General features: G+C 46.4%; 2 protein-coding genes (1 of these 2 cut by a window edge). Both read left to right on the forward strand.

The features are described 5' to 3' along the window. Positions 1-7,415: the 3' portion of a polyketide synthase PksL gene (gene pksL, locus NYE49_RS09275; protein WP_174616642.1), read on the forward strand. 6,196 nt of this gene lie to the left of the window's left edge; 7,415 of the gene's 13,611 nt are visible here — the last part of the coding sequence; its start codon lies off the left edge, out of view; it ends in the stop codon at positions 7,413-7,415. A gap of 15 nt (positions 7,416-7,430) precedes the next feature. Next, on the forward strand, positions 7,431-20,198 hold the full coding sequence (gene pksM / locus NYE49_RS09280) for a polyketide synthase PksM (protein WP_342410995.1): 12,768 nt from the start codon (positions 7,431-7,433) through the stop codon (positions 20,196-20,198). Positions 20,199-20,230: the final 32 nt, after the last annotated feature.

The following is a 20,230-nucleotide window of genomic DNA, read 5'->3' on the forward strand; positions in this document are numbered from 1 at the left end:
CACAAGAGCAGGTGCGGGGAAGGTCTCTGGCTTTAACGGGAAATCCATCATCCATCGCGAACCGGGTATCTTATTATTTTGATTTTCACGGACCGAGTATTGCATTAGACACCATGTGTTCTTCTTCTTTAACGGCTATCCACTTGGCCTGCCAAAGCCTGCAGCGCGGAGAGTGTGAGGCGGCATTCGCGGGCGGCGTGAATGTGTCAATCCATCCAAATAAATATTTGATGCTCGGGCAGAACAAATTTATGTCCAGCAAAGGCCGGTGTGAAAGCTTCGGACAGGGCGGAGACGGCTATGTGCCGGGGGAAGGCGTTGGAGCAGTGCTTCTGAAGCCATTGTCTAAAGCAGTTGAAGATGGTGATCACATTTATGGAATCATTAAAGGGACAGCCATCAACCACGGGGGAAAAACAAACGGGTACTCAGTTCCCAATCCGAATGCCCAAGCAGATGTCATCAAAAAGGCGTTTGTGGAAGCGAAGGTTGATCCGCGGACAGTCAGTTACATCGAAGCCCACGGCACGGGAACCTCTCTCGGTGATCCTATTGAAATCACAGGGCTGTCCAAAGTGTTTACGCAAGAAACCGATGACAAACAATTTTGTGCAATAGGGTCAGCCAAATCAAATATCGGGCACTGTGAGAGTGCGGCAGGTATCGCAGGAGTAACGAAGGTATTGCTCCAAATGAAATACAGGCAGCTTGCGCCTTCCCTGCATTCAAACGTGCTGAACCCGAATATTGATTTCCTTAACTCGCCGTTTAAAGTACAGCAAGAGCTAGAAGAGTGGAAGAGGCCGATCATCAGTGTCAATGGCAAAGACATCGAATTACCGAGAATCGCAGGAGTCTCTTCATTTGGTGCCGGGGGTGTGAACGCCCATATTTTAATAGAAGAGTATGCTCCGGAACCTGTGGAGGAACGTTTACCAGGGAGGAAACAGCCGGCTGTCATTGTGCTCTCAGCAAAAAATGAGGAAAGACTTCAGAAACGCGCGGAGCGATTGCTGCATGCCATTCGTGAACAAACATATGTTGAAGCAGATTTACACCGAATTGCCTATACGCTTCAAGTCGGACGGGAAGCGATGAACGAACGGCTGGCGTTCGTTGCGGAATCGATGCGGGAGCTTGAAGAAAAGCTGAATGAATGTATCTCTGGAACAGAAAATCGTGAATATGTCTATCGCGGACAAGTAAAGCGCAACAAGGAAGCCATTGCTGCTTTTGCTGCTGATGAGGATATGTCAAAAACAATTGAGGCATGGCTGCAAAAAGGAAAATATGCGAAGGTTTTAGACCTGTGGGTAAGAGGTTTGCGAATCGACTGGAGCACGCTATATCAGGATCAAAAACCGCGGCGCATCAGTTTACCTGCCTATCCTTTCGCAAGAGATCGCTATTGGATAGACGTACATGCAAAGGCTGAGGAAAAAAGAACGGAGGAGCCATTCGCTCCAGTACAGCCCGTCATTCCAAAGCCGTCTGTAGCCAGAGAAGCCAGCGGCAAGCCTGCCAATATTACGTTACAGCCTTTAATGACCAATCAGGATCGTTTGGAGCGGACAGCACCTCTGGTTCCATCAGATACAGAAACAGAGACGATCACGGCGGAAGCCTTGTGCGATGAACTGACAGCGGGCTTAGCGGAAGTGCTGTACATGGACCAAAACGAGATTGATCCAGACGAAGCATTCATAGATATCGGTATGGACTCGATTACCGGGCTCGAATGGATAAAAGCAATAAATAAACAGTATGGCACATCACTAAATGTCACAAAGGTATATGATTATCCGACAACACGTGATTTCGCTGTTTACTTAGCACATGAGTTAAGCACACAAGCTGGGGAGAAAAAACAAACGGAGACGTACACGCCGATAAGACAAAGAACAGCGGTACCTGCTGCTAAACCGGCTAATATATCTCTGCAGCCGTTAGAACATCATCAGCCAGTGCAAGAGGAGGCTGAAGAAACGATTCAATATGCAGCGGCAGAAATATCTGCATCAAGACAATATACTGTAGCAATTGAAACGCTGCATGAAAAATTGAGGGAAAGCATAGCAGACGTGTTATACATGGAGCCATACGAGGTGGATATTGACGAAGCGTTCATAGATATCGGAATGGACTCGATTACCGGACTCGAATGGATAAAAGCGGTGAACAAGCAATACGGAACGTCTTTTACGGTAACCAGAGTATATGATTATCCAACGATACGTGATTTTGCCGAAATGCTAAAGTCCGAGCTTGGAACTCATCATGATAGAAAGATAGAGCATACTGACTCTTTCGAAGCAGCCCAGCAAAAGCCAGCAGAGCGACCGCTACAGTCTGTTCAACATCCTATAAAGAAAGAACATGAGAAGGAACAAGTCTCTGTTCGTCAAGACCGCCCGGAGGATGCGATAGCGATTGTCGGGATGTCGGGAAGATACTCGGGCGCTCGTAATGTAAGAGAGTACTGGGATAACCTGGTTCATGGGAGAAATGCCATTCGGGACATTCCAACATCACGGTGGGATGTAGACAAATACTATGATCCTGTCCTCAACAAAAAAGGGAAAGTCTACTGCAAATCAATGGGGATGCTTGATGATATTGAACATTTTGATCCGTTGTTTTTTAATATTCCGCCGTCAGAAGCTGAACTGATGGACCCGCAGCATCGAATCTTTTTGCAGGAAGGCTATAAAGCCTTTGAGGACGCTGGGTACAACGCTCGAACTTTAAATGAGAAAAAATGCGGTGTATATCTCGGCATTATGAGCAGTGAATACGGGGTCATGCTGAATCGGCAGGCAAGAGCAAATGCCACGGGGAACAGCTTTGCGATCGCTGCGGCGCGTATTCCGTATTTTCTTAATTTAAAAGGGCCTGCGATTCCTATTGACACCGCTTGTTCATCTTCATTGGTCGGCACACATTTAGCGCGGCAGGCACTTATAAACAAAGAAATTGATATGGCGCTGGTCGGCGGGGTCAGCTTATACCTGACGCCGGAATCTTACATGAGTATGTGTGAGGCCGGCATGCTTTCACCTGATGGACAATGTAAAGCATTTGACAATAGCGCGAATGGTTTTGTGCCCGGCGAGGGTGCGGGTGCGCTGGTTCTAAAAAGGCTGAAAGATGCAGAAGCGGACCGTGACCATATTTATGGCATTATCATTGGCTCGGGTATTAATCAGGACGGGAAAACAAACGGAATCACGGCACCGAGTGCGAAAAGCCAAATGGATCTGGAAAGAGACATATATGAAACATACGGCATACATCCTGAGAGTATCAGTTATGTCGAGATGCACGGCACAGGAACAAAACAAGGCGATCCAATTGAATTAGAAGCTCTGTCCACCGTATTTCAAGAAAAAACAGACAAAAAGCAGTTTTGCGCAATCGGTTCCGTCAAAAGCAATATTGGCCATACATCCGCGGCGGCAGGAGTAGCCGGGGTTCAAAAAGTGTTATTGTGCATGAATCATAAAACACTTGTGCCGACATTGAACTTCACGACACCGAATGAGCATTTTGAATTTGAGCATTCTCCTTTATACGTAAATACGGAGCTTAAGCCTTGGGAAACGGCTGATGGAAAACCGCGGAGAGCATGTGTGAGCTCCTTCGGATATAGCGGAACGAATGCTCATATTGTGATAGAGGAATATCAGCCTGACAAGAGGAACGATCCATTAACAAAGCATCACCGCTCAGCATTATTTGTACTTTCAGCGAAAAAAGAGAAGCAATTGAAGGCCTATGCGGAAGCAATGAAAGATTTCGTAACTTCCAATGAATATATCGATCTGGAGGATATGGCATACACACTTCAGACGGGCCGGGAAGCAATGGATTATCGCATGGCGTTTTTGGCGGATTCGAGAGAAATGCTGATCAAAACTTTAGATGATTATTTGGCTGAAATGCCGAACAGCAGCATATTTGCTGCTCACGTGAAAACGAAAAAGAGCGAAATCAAGCTGTTTGAAACGGATCAAGATGCCAAAGCGTTGCTGCAAACATGGATAGAGAAAAAAAGGCTGGAGAAAGTAGCGGAACTATGGGTGAAAGGGCTGCAGATAGATTGGAACAAGCTTTATCGGGAATACACGCCTCGTCGAATCAGCCTGCCTGCTTATCCGTTCGCGGAAGAGTATTACTGGCTGCCAACTCAAGAAGGTGAACCCAAAACCATTGCTACAGCTCTGCCTCATTCCGAACTGATGCCAAAGCGCTGCTTTCTGCGTAAACAGTGGCAGCCTTGTCCGATTGAACCGGCAGAAATGACGAATCAAACCGTCGCCATTTTGGCAAATAAGGAGACAATGGCATTAGCGGAAGAGCTTTCAACGTATTTCTCGACATACCGTATATTTGACAGTCAAGAGCTGGATCGGGTATCTGCTGCTGACTATGAACACGTTGCTGGAGTAATCGATCTGATCGGGTGCGGAACGAGCCATGAGCATTCTATGGGCTGGATAAACTGGCTCCAAAAGCTGATCGAGCAAGGACGTACAAGCAAGCATCATTTGACGATCTTGGGTGTAACAAAGGGGCTGGAGGCCTACGCAAATGAGGGTGTTCTTTTGTCTGGTGCTTCACGGGCCGGTTTATACCGCATGCTTCAAAGTGAGTACAGCCATCTTACTTCAAGACATGCAGATATGGAGTTCGAAGCCTCTTTTGAGGAGCTGGCCAGACTGATTGCAGTTGAATATTATGCCAAGAGCACAGAATCAGAAGTCTGTTATCGAAACGGACAGCGATATCGCGCATATTTGGCAGAGCAGCCAGCAGAAGCCGCTCTTAGTCATAAGCAAGTATCGTTTTCAACAGACAAAGTCCTGCTTATTACAGGCGGGACAAGAGGTCTCGGCTTGCTGTGTGCGCGGCATTTTGTGAAAACATACGGCGTTAAGCGGCTGGTCCTTATCGGCCGTGAAGAGCTTCCGTCGCGTGACCAGTGGAATTTGGTAAAAATCGCCTCGCTTGCCGAGAAAATAAAAGCCGTTCAAGAGCTAGAAGACATGGGTGCGCAAGTTCAGGTGCTGTCTCTGGATCTCACAGACAGGGTTGCTGTCGAACAGAGCCTGAAGACAATACACGAAACAATGGGGGCGATTGGCGGAGTCATCCATTGTGCCGGGCTGGTGAACAAACAAAACCCGGCTTTTATCAGAAAATCACTAGAAGAGATCGGACAGGTGCTTGAACCGAAAGTCGAAGGTCTGCAAACGTTGTTTGACCTGCTTCAGGATGAACCATTGGCGTTTTTCACCTTGTTTTCATCAGTATCAGCGGCCATCCCTGCACTAGCAGCAGGACAAGCTGATTACGCGATGGCAAATGCTTTTATGGATTATTTTGCGGAGGCTCATCAAGATAAATGTCCCATTGTAAGCATTCAGTGGCCTAACTGGAAGGAGACCGGTTTAGGCGAGGTTCGAAGCAAAGCTTTAGAACAAACTGGATTGATCAGTTTGACAAACGACGAGGGATTACAGCTGCTTGACCAGATTCTATCAGACAGACAGTATGCTGTCGTGCTGCCGGCAGTACCAGATACAAACGTTTGGAAGCCGGATAAGCTAATGCAGTCGTCACTGCCTGTCGAAGCTCTCTCGCATCCTGAGACGAAAGAGAAAACCGGCACTCGCAACCTGTTCCCTGAAACAGTCGACTGGCTGGTAACTCTTTTTTCAGATGAACTGAAAATAGCTGCAAAAGACTTTGAAACGGATGAACCTTTCCAAGAATACGGAATCGACTCGATTATATTGGCCCAGCTGGTACAGCAGATGAACCAACAATTAAATGGAGATATTGATCCGTCAATTTTGTTTGAATACCCGACAATAGAATCCTTTGCACACTGGCTCATTTCGAAATATGACATATCAGCTGTTTTACAGCCATCTGTTCCTGAGAAACAGACACCTCTCAAGCCGCAATCAGCAATGAAACAGAAGCCGGTGCCAGAACAGCGGCCGCAACAGATAAGCCATGAAAAACCGGCACTTCTTGCTGAGGACATCGCTATCATCGGTCTTAGTTGCAGGTTCCCAGGAGCGGAAACCCTAGAGGAATACTGGGAACTAATACGTGATGGACGGTCTGCGATTGCGCCTGTTCCGCCTGAACGATTCGGGAACTCCAGCTCAAATTACGCGGGCCTCATTGATGAAATGAACCGGTTTGATCATGATTTCTTCATGATGTCCGAAAACGATGTCAGAGCGATGGACCCTCAAGCTTTGGCTGTATTAGAGGAAAGCTTGAAGCTGTGGTATCACGCCGGTTATACAGAGAAAGAAGTGAAAGGCATGAGGGCTGGCGTTTATATAGGTGGCCGCAGCCAGCACAAGCCTGATCCGGCCAGTCTTTCAAAAGCAAGAAATCCGATAGTCGCTGGCGGACAAAACTATTTAGCAGCTAACGTCTCACAATTTTTTGACTTGAAGGGACCGAGTATTGTCCTCGATACCGCTTGTTCTTCTGCGCTGGTGGGGCTGAATATGGCCATTCAGGCTCTGCGAAGCGGAGATATTGAGGCAGCGGTTGTAGGCGGCGTCAGTTTGCTTGATGCTGATGCGCATCGAATGTTTCATGAGCGCGGACTTTTATGTGACAAACCTTCATTCCATATTTTTGATAAGCGGGCAGACGGTGTCATTTTAGGAGAAGGCGTGGGCATGGTTCTCGTCAAAACCGTCAGCCAAGCGCTTGAAGACGGAGATTCCATATATGCAGTCATTAAAGCTGCTGCGATTAATAATGATGGAAGAACGGCTGGCCCATCATCTCCGAATCTCGAGGCACAAAAGGACGTCATGCTGTCAGCGCTTGAAAAAAGCGGCAAAAAGACTGAAGAGATCAGCTATCTCGAAGCAAACGGCTCGGGATCGGCAGTAACAGATTTACTTGAATTAAAGGCAATCCAGTCCATTTACCGTTCTGAATCAAAGGCTCCGTTAGGGCTGGGATCGGTGAAACCTAACATCGGCCATCCATTATGTGCAGAGGGGATTGCGAGCCTGATTAAAGTAGCTCTAATGCTGAAGCATAGACAATTGGTTCCGTTCCTGTCAGGTAATGAAAATATGCCGTATTTTGATATAGAAAAAACAGATTTGTATTTCAGCAGATCGCAAGCCGAGTGGAAGGAGACAACGCCGGCTGCGGCAATTAATTGTTTTGCAGATGGCGGAACGAACGCCCATCTCATTATAGAAGCCTGGAATGAATCGGTTGCTCGTCCAATTAGAAGAAAACCTCTGCCTTTGCCGGAATTAAATAGGCAACCCGTTTTAATCAAACCATCAGCTCAAAACGTGCAGGAAAAAGTGCATTCAGACTCAGGGGCTTCTAAAGATATGTTTTGGAAAACTTTCAAATAAGAGAGGAGTGGGAAAATGATAACTGAACAACTGCACATTTCATTAAATAATCCAATCATGTCCAACCACAAGGTATATGGACAAGCGTTATTACCCGGCCTTGCTTATATAGATTTAATCTACCAAGTATTCCAGGAACATGGTTATGCATACCAAGAGCTTGAATTAAAAAACCTGACCATTTTTTACCCTTTGATCGCAGATGAGTCATATGACATTGCCCTGACCATTCACGTGTCTGAAAGAAAGGAAGGGACATGGTCCATCATCATCGACGGACAAAAACAGCATGGAGAATCACTATCTGACAAGAGACAATATGTGACTGCTGACATGCATCGTAAAGAGCAAACTTCTTTTGCCGAATCAATAGACCCTAATCAGTGGAAAAAAACAGCTGATAGGATTCTGAATTTAGATGAAATCTATGAACAATGCCGCTCTCAAGAGTTAGTGCATACCGGCATGATGAAGGCGGAAGGACAGATTTATGAAACCAAAGAGGGTGCTTTAATTGATTTAGCAGTTGGACAGGACGCCCTGCGCCATTCTGAAGCTTTTCTGTTTCATCCGACGCTTATTGACGGCAGCGGCATAGGGTCAAGCTGCCTGCTCTCAGATCAAACGATGTATCTGCCATTGTGTTATGAATCGTTTTCTGCTTCAGAACGATTGCAAAAAGGATGTACAGCACGGATCCTCTCCTCATCTGTGCGCCAAAAGAAAGAACTCACTTATATGACGATTGAATATTTTAATTCAGCAGGACAAAAAGTGGCCGAGCTGAAACAATTTGCAGGCAAGTCTGTACGGAATGGGTCAGCCTTTCATTCCGCAAAAGAAATTCAAGAAGAAAGAGCTGCTGTCTCTCAGAACATCAGTCGGGACTATCCCGCATTTGAAATGTATTTGCGTCAGTTGCTTGCTAAGCAGCTTGAAAGGCCGGCAGAACAAATGGATATCCACGCTGGGTACTATGAGCTAGGCTTGGATTCTCCGTCATTGCTTACCGTGGTTCAGGAAATTGGAGATAAGGTTGGAGCGGATCTTGCTCCGACACTGCTGTTTGAATTTACAACAATTGCAGAACTAGCTGCTCATCTTGCTGATCACTATTCAATTGGAGAGGTGGACGATGCTGTCCGCCAATCTCCTTCACCAATTGATGGTGTTACCTCTTCACCAGAGATCGGGGAGGACATAGCCATTATAGGAATGGCAGGCCGTTATCCTAAGGCAAAAAACATACAGGAATTCTGGGAAAATCTTAAGGCAGGTACCGACTGCATCACGGAGATCCCAAACTCACGCTGGGAATGGAAAGAAAACAATGGACTGGATTCACCTTCGGGCAAGCCATTGTCAAAATGGGGCGGGTTTATCGAGGATGCTGATTGTTTTGATCCTCAATTTTTCAGAATCTCTCCGCGTGAAGCGGAAATGATGGACCCTCAGGAACGGTTATTTTTAGAGACGTGCTGGGAAGCTATTGAAGATGCGGGTTATACACCAGAGACAATTGCTGCACCGCAGGGAGAAAATAAAAGACAGCATGTCGGTGTGTTTGCCGGCGTTATGCATAAGGACTATTCCCTTATAGGAGCTGAAGCTCTATCAGAACACAATCCATTTCCTTTATCGCTGAATTATGCGCAAATCGCCAACAGGGTCTCTTACTATTGTAATTTCCACGGCCCAAGCATGGCGGTGGACACGGTCTGCTCTTCCTCATTAACTGCGGTTCATCTGGCAATAGAGAGCATCCGGAATGGAGAATGCGAGGCCGCGCTTGCCGGAGGCGTCAATTTGTCACTGCATCCGGCTAAATATATCAGCTATGGCAGTGTAGGGATGCACTCAAGTGACGGCTATTGCCATACTTTCGGTAAAGGCGGGGATGGCTACGTATCTGGAGAAGGTGTCGGCACAGTATTGCTAAAACCGATGCGAAAAGCTGAACAGGACGGTGACCGAATCTATGCTGTCATCAAAGGCAGTGCGATAAATCATGTAGGGAAAGTAAGCGGAATTACAGTACCGAGCCCGGTTGCTCAAGCTGATGTTATCGAAGCGTGTCTAGAAAAAACAGGAATTGATCCGCGCACCATCAGCTATGTTGAAGCCCATGGCACTGGCACCTCATTGGGAGATCCGATTGAAATACAGGGGTTAGTAAAAGCTTTCAGCCGCAATACGCAGGACAAGCAATTCTGTTCAATCGGTTCTGTTAAATCGAATATTGGCCATGCTGAAGCTGCAGCCGGCATTAGCGGCTTAACGAAGACTGTCCTGCAGCTGCATCATAAAACCTTGGTGCCGTCATTACATTCAGAAGAGCTGAATCCTTATTTGAAGCTTGATCAAACCCCATTTTTTGTCCAGCATGAAACAAAGGAATGGGAGCTGCCATCTTTTACAGAAAACGGGGTGGACGTCACATATCCCCGCCGCGCCGGTTTAAGTTCGTTTGGCGCTTCAGGATCAAATGCGCATCTTATTTTGGAAGAATATATTCCGGCAGAGAGCCATTCAGAGACGATTTTAACGAAAAATGAAGAAATAGTGATACCTTTGTCTGCGAGAAACAAAGATCGTCTGCAGGCTTACGCTCTTAAACTTCTTGATTTTCTTAGCGAGGACGTCAATCTTTTAGCGTTAGCTTATACCATGCAGGCAGGACGGGTTGAAATGGAGGAGCGTGCGGCCTTCATCGTAAAAGACATAAAAGATTTAACGTCTAAACTTCGGGCGTTTGCCAATGGCGAAGAAGAGATCGAGGGCTGCTGGACGGGACAAGCCAAGGAGAATCAGGAGGCGGCTGGGCCAACTTCGGTAAATGCGCTGAATAACAATTTGATAAGAGACAGTGAAATGATGGAAATGGCGAAAGCATGGGTTCAAGGAAAGCGGGTCACCTGGGACGGCCTATACGGCGATCGCAAGCCGCTTAAAATCAGTGTTCCGACCTATCCGTTTGCAAGGGAGCGCTACTGGATCCCGGTTCCTGAAATGAAAACCAGCACTGTGAATCATATCTTACATCCGCTGGTGCACCGCAATACATCAGACTTTACTGAGCAGCGCTTTAGCTCTGTATTTACAGGCACGGAATTTTTCCTTTCTGATCATGTTGTACAGGGACAGAAGATTTTGCCGGGCGTTGCCTATTTAGAAATGGCAAGAGAAGCAGCGGAAAAAGCTGCAGGCGATCTGGACGGCGAACAAAGAGTGGTGTCGCTTAAAGACATTGTGTGGGTGCGTCCTATCACGATAGAAAGTGAACCAAAAGAAATACATATTGGCCTTTTTCCTGAGGATAACGGGGACATTTCCTTTGACATTTATAGCAGCTCTGAACATAAAGAAGAAGCCCTGATGATACACTGCCAAGGTCGCGCTGTCATTTCAGATGAAACGGACACTTCCATTTTAAACCTTTCATCAATACAGACAGAATGCAGTTTGGACACAGTGACGTCAGAACAATGCTATGCAGCGTTTCGAAAGATTGGGCTTGACTATGGAGAGGGCTATCAAGGGATTGAAAAAGTCTATGTCGGCAAAGATCAATTGCTTGCAAAAATCTCGTTACCCGCTTTTCTAAAAAACGACAGGCAGCATTTTGCGCTCCACCCGAGTTTGATGGATTCCGCGTTCCATGCCACAGTCGGTTTTATCGTTAGCTCAGTCAATGCCGCTGGACAAGCTCAGACGCTGTCTCTTCCATTTGCGTTGCAGGAGGTTGATATTTTCAGCCCATGTCCAGAGAAGATATGGTCTTATATTCGATACAGTTCAGACAGTAAAGCGGAGGACAAAGTCAGAAAGTATGATATTGATTTATGTGATGAGAACGGACACGTTTGTGTGCGAATGAAGGGTGCCTCGATGCGGGCACTTGATGGAGAGCAGCATTCAATGCCGCAACTTTTAACTGATTCTCAGATGACCGGGCATACGATGATGATCCCTGTCTGGGAACCAGTCTCTTCAGATACGAAGGATAATGCTTCGTTTGCTGGTACACGAGTTGTTTTATGCGGTGCTGCTGAAGCTGATCGCGCATTAATAAAGCATCATTATCCGCAAGTTTCCTTTATCGATATCCGGCCTGCAGATGACATTGAGGGAATAGCGGACAAACTGCAAGCGTACGGAAGCATTGACCATGTATTGTGGATTGCCCCGTCACACCGGGGAAGTATAGGTAGTGATGGACAAGGAGAAGCTGTTCTTCACCTATTTAAGCTTGTGAAAGCATGCCTGCAATTAGGCTATGGCGAGAAACAACTTGAATGGTCTCTTGTGACCGTCCAAGCGCAGCCGGTTATGCAACATGAGGCAGTACAACCCGCCCATGCAAGCATTCATGGGCTTGCCGGCACAATGGCAAAGGAATATCCACACTGGAAAATCCGTCTTCTCGATCTTGAAAAAGGCTGTACATGGCCGGTAAATCACATGTTTGCGCTCCCAGCTGACCGCCTTGGCCATGCTTGGGCCTATCGTAATCAGCAATGGCATCAGCAGCAATTGATCCCATATCGGCACTCACTGTCAGGCGACACGCTATATCGGAAAGGCGGAGTCTATGTGGTCATCGGAGGAGCCGGGTATATCGGAGAGGCATGGAGTGAGTACATGATCCGCCGCTACCAGGCGCAAATCGTTTGGATTGGGCGAAGTCAACTTAATGCTGCCATCCAGTCAAAAATAGACCGACTTTCGGCGCTTGGCCCTGAGCCTTTCTACATTGCAGCCGATGCAGCCGATAAGCATTCATTGCAGCAGGCTTATGATCAAGTGAAAAAACGCCATCCTCATATTCACGGGATTGTTCACTCTGCGATGGTTTTATTTGAGCAAAGCCTGGAAAAAATGAAGCCGGAAGAATTCACCGCTGGACTGGCGGCGAAGATCGATGTCAGTATTCGGATGGCCCAAGTGTTCCGCCAGGAGAATGTAGATTTTGTTTTATTCTTCTCTTCGCTTGTAGCCCATATCAAAAATGTGAAGCAAAGCCATTATGCCTCTGGCTGTACATTTGCAGATGCTTTTGCTCACCAGCTTTCTCAGAGCTGGGCATGCCCTGTAAAAGTCATGAACTGGGGATATTGGGGGAATAGTGAAGCGGCTGAGGATGAACATTATGTACAGCTCATGAATCAAATCGGCTTAGGTTTAATTGAGCCTGCGGAGGCTATGAAGGCGCTGGAAGCCCTGCTTTCTGGGCCAGTCAGCCAAACAGCTTTCATTCATACGACAAAGCCTGTAGCAGTCGAAGGCGTGAATCAGAATGAATTCATCACTCTTTATCCAGAGCAACCTTCAGCAGATGCAGAGAGCCTGATGGAGCGTCTGCCGACTACGGGACGATTTCAAAGAGTGACACATGAAGAGCTTGATGATCTTCTTTACAGGCTGTTGTTAGGACAGCTGCAAACGGCCGGGCTGTTTGATGGTTATACATTATCGGTTGAACGTCTTCAACAATATAAGACTCGTGAATTTTATGGAAAATGGATTCGGCAAAGCAGCGAATTTCTCTTGCAGCATGGCTATATTAAGAAAGTTGGAGATTCATTGGTGAGGAAGGACCAAGCAGAGGATATCGAGCTGCTTTGGCAAGAATGGAATGCGAAAAAAGAAAAGTGGCTTAAAGACAGCGAGACAAAGGCGATGGTTGTCTTAGCAGAGGCCATGCTGAAAGCATTACCGGATATTTTGACAGGGAAAGTCCCTGCAACAGATATCATGTTCCCGCATTCCTCGATGGAACTGGTGGAAGGCATTTATAAGCATAACCAAGTGGCAGACTATTTTAATAAAGTGCTTGCCGATACATTATTAGCTTATCTGGATGAACGTCTGAAGCACGACCCTGAGGCATCGATTCGCATTATGGAAATAGGCGCAGGCACAGGCGGCACGAGTGCCGGAATCTTTGAAAAACTGAAACCATATCAAAAGCACATCAATGAATATTGCTATACAGATCTGTCTAAAGCATTTTTGCTGCATGCAGAAAAGGAATATGGGGCGGAAAATCCGTACCTGACATATCAGCTTTTTGATGTGGAAAAACCGATTGACCAGCAGGAATTTGAAGCGGGAGGCTATGATGTCGTCATTGCCGCTAATGTCCTTCACGCAACAAAAAATATCCGTCAAACACTGCGGCATACAAAAGCAGTAATGAAAAACAACGGAATGCTGCTGCTGAATGAAATGGCGGGAAACAGCCTGTTCCCTCACATCACCTTTGGTCTTTTGGAAGGCTGGTGGCTGTATGAAGATCCTGCAGTGCGGATTCCCGGCTGTCCAGGCTTACATCCTGACAGCTGGAAAGCGGCACTTGAAAGCGAAGGCTTTGAATCTGTCTTTTTCCCGGCCGAGGCGGCACATGATCTGAGTCACCAAATCGTCGCAGCCTCAAGCAACGGGCTGGTTCGACGTATGATGAAAAATGTGATCTTGCCGGAGAAGGTTGTTTCACAAGCGTCTAATCAGGAGCCAGCCTACATTCATACCATAGATTCAGAGGAAGCTGGACAATCAAAACATGCTCTCCTAAGAGAAAAAAGCACAGAATATATGAAAAAACTAATCGGGGAAACGTTGAAAATTCCTGCAGGAAAGATTGAGTCATCTGAACCGCTTGAGAAGTACGGTATTGATTCTATCGTTGTTGTCCAGCTGACGAATACATTGCGTAAAGAATTTGACCATGTAAGCAGCACTTTATTTTTCGAGTACCAGACCATTGACGCATTAGTGGAGCATTTCATCAAAACAAAAACAGAAGCGCTGATGAAATTAACAGGTCTTGACCGTCAAGTTCAACAACAGACACCGGCCGAAAGCAGAACCCAATCTTCACAGAAACCTGATCAGGCCGCTAAAAGAACACGGCGCTATCGCAAGCTTGGCTTCAGCGGGGAGAAAGAAACACCGACAAACACTCTTGCAAGCCGTGACGTTGCCATTATCGGCATTTCTGGACGCTATCCTCAGGCGGAAACAGCAGAAGACTTTTGGAACAACCTAAAAGAAGGAAGAAATTGTATTGAGGAAATTCCGAAAGATCGCTGGGATTGGAAAGCTTATTACGATAAAGAAAAAGGAAAAGAAGGATCAATTTATACGAAATGGGGCGGATTTATCAAGGATATGGACAAGTTTGACCCATTATTCTTTCAGATTTCTCCCCTTGAGGCAGAAAGAATGGACCCTCAGGAGCGATTATTTCTGCAAACCGCTTATGCAAGTATTGAAGACGCGGGATACACGCCTGACTCGCTCTGTTCAAGCAGAAAAATCGGCGTCTTTGCCGGAGTCATGAACAAAAATTATCCGACCGGCTACGGCTATTGGTCTATCGCCAACAGAATATCCTATTTACTGAATTTCCAAGGCCCGAGTCTTGCAGTCGATACAGCCTGCTCATCCTCCCTGACAGCGATTCATTTAGCGCTGGAAAGCATCTATAGCGGATCGAGTGATTGTGCCATTGCCGGCGGTGTCAATTTAGTTGTCGACCCGGTTCACTATCAGAATTTATCTGTCATGAATATGCTCTCTGCTAGTGATACATGTAAATCATTCGGCGATGATGCAGATGGATTTGTCGACGGTGAAGGCGTAGGCGCCATTGTGTTAAAGCCGCTGCAGCAAGCAATAGCGGACGGTGACCATATTTACGGTGTGATAAAGGCAAGTGCCATTAATAGCGGAGGAAAAACAAATGGATACACGGTTCCAAATCCTCATGCGCAGGCACAGGTAATTAAAGAAGCAATGGAGCGCGCCGACATTCCTGCCCGAACCATCAGTTATTTAGAGGCGCATGGAACAGGCACTGCATTAGGAGATCCGATTGAGATAGCGGGGTTAACAAAAGCATTTGAGAAAGATACGCAGGAGAAACAGTTTTGTGCGATCGGCTCCAGCAAATCAAATATCGGTCATTGTGAAAGTGCAGCCGGAATTGCAGGGCTGACAAAAATACTTTTTCAGTTTAAATATGGCCAAATTGCACCATCATTGCATGCTCAGCGGTTGAATCCGAACATCGAGTTCAGCCATACGCCATTTGTCGTTCAGCAGCAACTTGGTGAATGGAAACGCCCGGTGATTGGCGGGCAAGAGGTGCCTAGGCGCGCTGGCTTGAGCAGTTTTGGCGCCGGAGGGTCCAATACCCATATCATCCTGGAAGAATATATTCCAAGAACGGGGACGCAAACGCCGAAAGACCATCCTCCAGCGCTGATTGTGCTGTCGGCCAAAAACATGGAACGCTTGCAAGAAAAAGCGAAACAGCTGCTTACAGCCATCAAACAAAAAAGGTACCGCGAAACAGACCTGATCAGGATTGCCTATACCTTGCAAACAGGCCGTGAAGCAATGGAGGAACGGCTGGCCTTTATAGCGGAATCACTAGAGGATCTTGAGAGAAAGCTGAACGATTTTATCGAAAACAAAGCAGACAGCCTGTATCTGGATCGCATCGATGATAACAAAAAAGCGTTAGCAGTCTTATCAGCGGATGAGGATACGGAAAAAATCATAGAAGCATGGATGAGCAAAGGGAAATACACGAAACTGCTGGATCTTTGGGTGAAAGGCTTGTCTTTCGACTGGGGCATGCTGTACGGCACCCAAACGCCTGTCCGGATCAGTCTTCCGGCATATCCATTTGCAAAAGAACGTTACTGGGCACCAGGCGCGGCAAAGGCTCCGGCGTCTATAGAACAGGATCATGATCAGCAAACAGAAGAACCTTTCAAGGTTATGACTTTTCAAGAAGTGTGGAAAGAAGAGCCGGCGACTCTCACATCGAAACGTATCAAAACGCTCATCTGTTTTCTGACTGAAAGAGAAAAGCAAAACGCATTTGCTTCAGCCTTGAAAAACGTTGATCAAGACACCAAGGTCATTTTTATATCACAGGGCGAAGTGTACAGCAAACAGTCTGAATATAGCTACCAGATTGTGCGGCAAGAACCCGTTACTTTTGAAAAGGCCTTCCAGAGCATTAAAGAAGAACTTGGAGAGCCAGATGCAATCCTCTATATGTGGCCTATGGAAGACAAGCGCTGTATAAAGGACCATTCCTGTATTGTTTACCTATTACAAGGTATGTCCGCAGCAAAGTTTCATCCTTCACGGCTGCTGCTGGCAGGATGTTTTGAAGACGGTCTTGACCGAAGCTATCTGGAATCATGGATTGGCTTCGAACGTTCACTCGGGCTTGTCCTCCCGCACACAAAAGTGACTGGAATCTTTCAGCCGGCGGAACAAAGATCGATGGATGATTGGACACGTAAAATATGGGCAGAATTACAGGCTTCAGCTGAACAAACGGTTTTGTATCAGAATCTGAAACGATATGTAAATCACATTGAACAGACAACGATACAGCCGGACGACAGCAAATTGAAGTCTGGCGGTACTTACCTGATTACAGGCGGTGTAGGAGGGCTTGGTTATTTATTTGCCAAGCATTTGGCCAAAAACTATGCCGCAAACTTGATTTTGACAGGGCGGTCGCCTTTTAATGATGAGAAGCAAAAGCAAATAAAAGAATTAAAGGATCTAGGCGGCGAAGCGATGTATGCAGAAGCAGATGTGTCTGATCCTATCGCAATGGGAGACTGCGTAAAAAGAGGGAAAGACCGATTCGGTGCCATCAACGGTGTCATTCATGCAGCCGGAATTGAAAGCGACTCTGCTATTTTTGACAAAAAGATCGAAAGCTTCCAGCGCATCATTGAACCGAAAATCAACGGTACGATAGCGCTTGATGAATGGCTTAAAAATGAAGTCCTTGATTTTATGTGTTATTTTTCTTCTTCTTCTGCAGTTTTGGGGGATTTTGGATGTTGTGATTATGCGATTGGCAACAGGTTTCAGATGGCTTACGCACAATACAGAAATGAGCTGCATAACGGTAAAACGTTTGTCATCAACTGGCCTGTATGGAAGGATGGCGGAATGAAGATCGGTGATGAGGAAACAACGGATATGTACCTAAAATCAAGCGGCCAACGCTTCCTAGAAGCCGAGGAAGGCATCCGTATGTTTGAGCACATCCTAGCTCAGCAGGATGCTCAGCATCTCGTCATAGCCGGTCAGCCCAGCCGTGTCAGCCGATTTTTAGGAATGGCTGAACCAGCTATTCCAGAACCGGCCACTCAAGCCCCTCTAGCACAAGAAAACAAGGATGAGGTAAAAACGTTAAGCGTTGAAAAGCGTTTAGAACACGACTTGAAAGAGCATATTCACACATTGCTTAAGATTTCAAAGGACAAGCTGAATTTGAACAAAAATTGGGCCGACTTCGGATTTGATTCAATCTACTTGGCTAAATTCTCGAATGTGTTATCAAAGCATTTCAACATTGAAGTGACACCGGCTTTATTTTTCGGCTATTCGACTTTACAAGAATTGATCGGCTTTTTCTTAACCGATCATAAAGAGCTGATTGAAGCATTTTACCGGGATGATGCATCAGAGGCGCAAAAGCCCCCTGAAGCTCCAGAACCGGAAACCAGTAAACAAAGCATTCGGCAGGTTCACGATGAGCCTATTGCCATTATCGGCATGAGCGGCAGGTTCCCTCAAGCTGATTCGGTCCATGAGCTGTGGGATAATCTGAAAAACGGTAAATCGTGTATCTCTGACATTCCGGGCGAACGCCGGGACTGGGGGAGAGCTAACAGAGATCCAGAAAAAGCAGTGCCAAGGTGGGGTGCATTTTTGAATGACATAGACCGGTTTGATCCGCTGTTTTTTCAAATATCGCCTAAAGAAGCCGAAAGCATGGATCCGCGCCAGCGCATTTTTCTAGAGGAAGCATGGCACACGTTTGAAGACGCCGGCTATATGGGAGATCGGATAAAAGGAAAATCCTGCGGTGTTTATGTAGGTGTGGAAGAAGGGGAATATGCGCACCTAACCGGAAATTCGGATTACATTAACGGAACACAAAACGCCACATTGTCTGCGAGAATCGCATACGCATTGGATTTAAAAGGGCCTAATATGGCTTTGACAGCAGCATGTTCATCTGGACTGGTGGCGATTCACCAGGCATGTTCAGCTCTGCGTCAGGGGGATTGTGAAATGGCTTTAGCCGGCGGCGTCAGCTTGAATATTTCTCACATGTCTTTTGAGGCGCTGACAAGGGCCGAAATGCTGTCTCCGAACGGACAATGCAAAGTGTTTGACCAAGATGCCAATGGCCTTGTGCCAGGTGAAGCGGTGGCTGCTGTTCTCTTGAAACCATTATCAAAGGCAATTGAAGATAAAGATCATATTTATGGCTGCATCAAGGCCAGCGGCGTGAATTACGATGGCAAAACCAACGGCATTACTGCGCCAAATCCTTTTAGCCAGGCAGAATTGATCGAAAACATTTATGAAAAAAATGAAATCAATCCGCTCGATATTCAATATGTGATGGCGCACAGTACCGGCTCGAATCTTGGTGATCCGCTTGAGGTCCAGGCCTTAACGAGCGTGTTCAGCAAATATACGAAGCAGAAGCAATTCTGTATGATCAGCTCAATTAAACCTTTAATCGGACACACATTTGCAGCGTCAGGAACTGTTGCTTTAATCAGTATGCTGATGGCTATGAAAAACCAGATCATTCCGGCCACTCATCACTGTGAATCGGAAAACCCGTATATTCCGTTTAAAGAAAGCCCATTTGTGCTTTGCAAAGAAAACCGTTCGTGGATCAGGAAAAATCAGAAGCCGAGGATGGGAACGATCAGCACGACTGGAATCAGCGGCACCAATGCACATGCAGTCATTGAAGAATACATTCCGGAAGATCAGCCGCCCACACAGCGGCATCAAGGATCACCGCAGGTCATCGTGCTTTCAGCCCAAAATGACGATCGGCTTCAGGATGCTGCCTGCCGCATGATTGCGTATCTGGAGCAGAATCATAACCTTTCTTTACCTGATGTGGCATATACGCTTCAGGTTGGAAGAAAAGCCATGGAAGCAAGGCTCGCGATCGTTGCAAACAATCAGGAGCAATTGGTGCGAAAATTGAAGGAATATGTGGAAGCAATGAAGAATGGTGGGATATCGGGCCAACAGAGATCCCTTTATACAGGATATACAGAAGGGATATTAGAAGAACAAGATACAGCAGCTCTGCAAGCTCTCGCAAAAGAAAGAAATTTGGAAAACATCGCGGAATGCTGGGTGAAAGGATATCAGATTCCTTGGGAACTCCTTCATGATGGCGATCACGTTCGGATGGTTTCTTTACCTGGTTATCCATTTGCAAGGGAGCGGTATTGGGTTTCGTCAGGCACTCAGCAATCAGAGGCCGTTAAACAGCATTCACAAGATATGAAAACAGAGATTGACGAGCCGAATGGCAAAACCCATATTCAAAAGATCATTGTTCAATTTTTAGCACGAGAATTGGGCATATCTGAGGATCGAATCAATTTCAAAAGAAACTTTTTGGATTATGGGATGGATTCAATTCTTGGCCGAAAATTGATGCGGCATATCGAAAAAACCACGCAGCTGAAGATGGCCGGCCGGGAAATCCTTGAATGTCAGACAGTCCAAGCTCTATCTGACCATTTGGCCTTAAAAGCGGAAAAACAAAATCATAGCGCAGCAGCACATCAAATAAAGGGCACGTATACAGACGAGCAAATCATCGGATTGATGCAAGAGGTGGCGCTAGGGAAATTGGATTTTAAGAGTGTGCAAAACATCATAGAAGGGAGTAAATCGTATGAATCATAAAGAAATTCTCGATGCCTTCAGATCAGGAGAAT

It is taken from the genome of Bacillus sp. FSL L8-0358 (assembly GCF_038593095.1).
In the GTDB taxonomy this organism is placed as follows: domain Bacteria; phylum Bacillota; class Bacilli; order Bacillales; family Bacillaceae; genus Bacillus; species Bacillus subtilis.

Excerpts from the sequence above, each read along its gene's own strand:
- pksM (WP_342410995.1), top strand. The coding sequence starts at position 7,431 with ATGATAACTGAACAACTGCACATTTCATTAAATAATCCAATCATGTCC.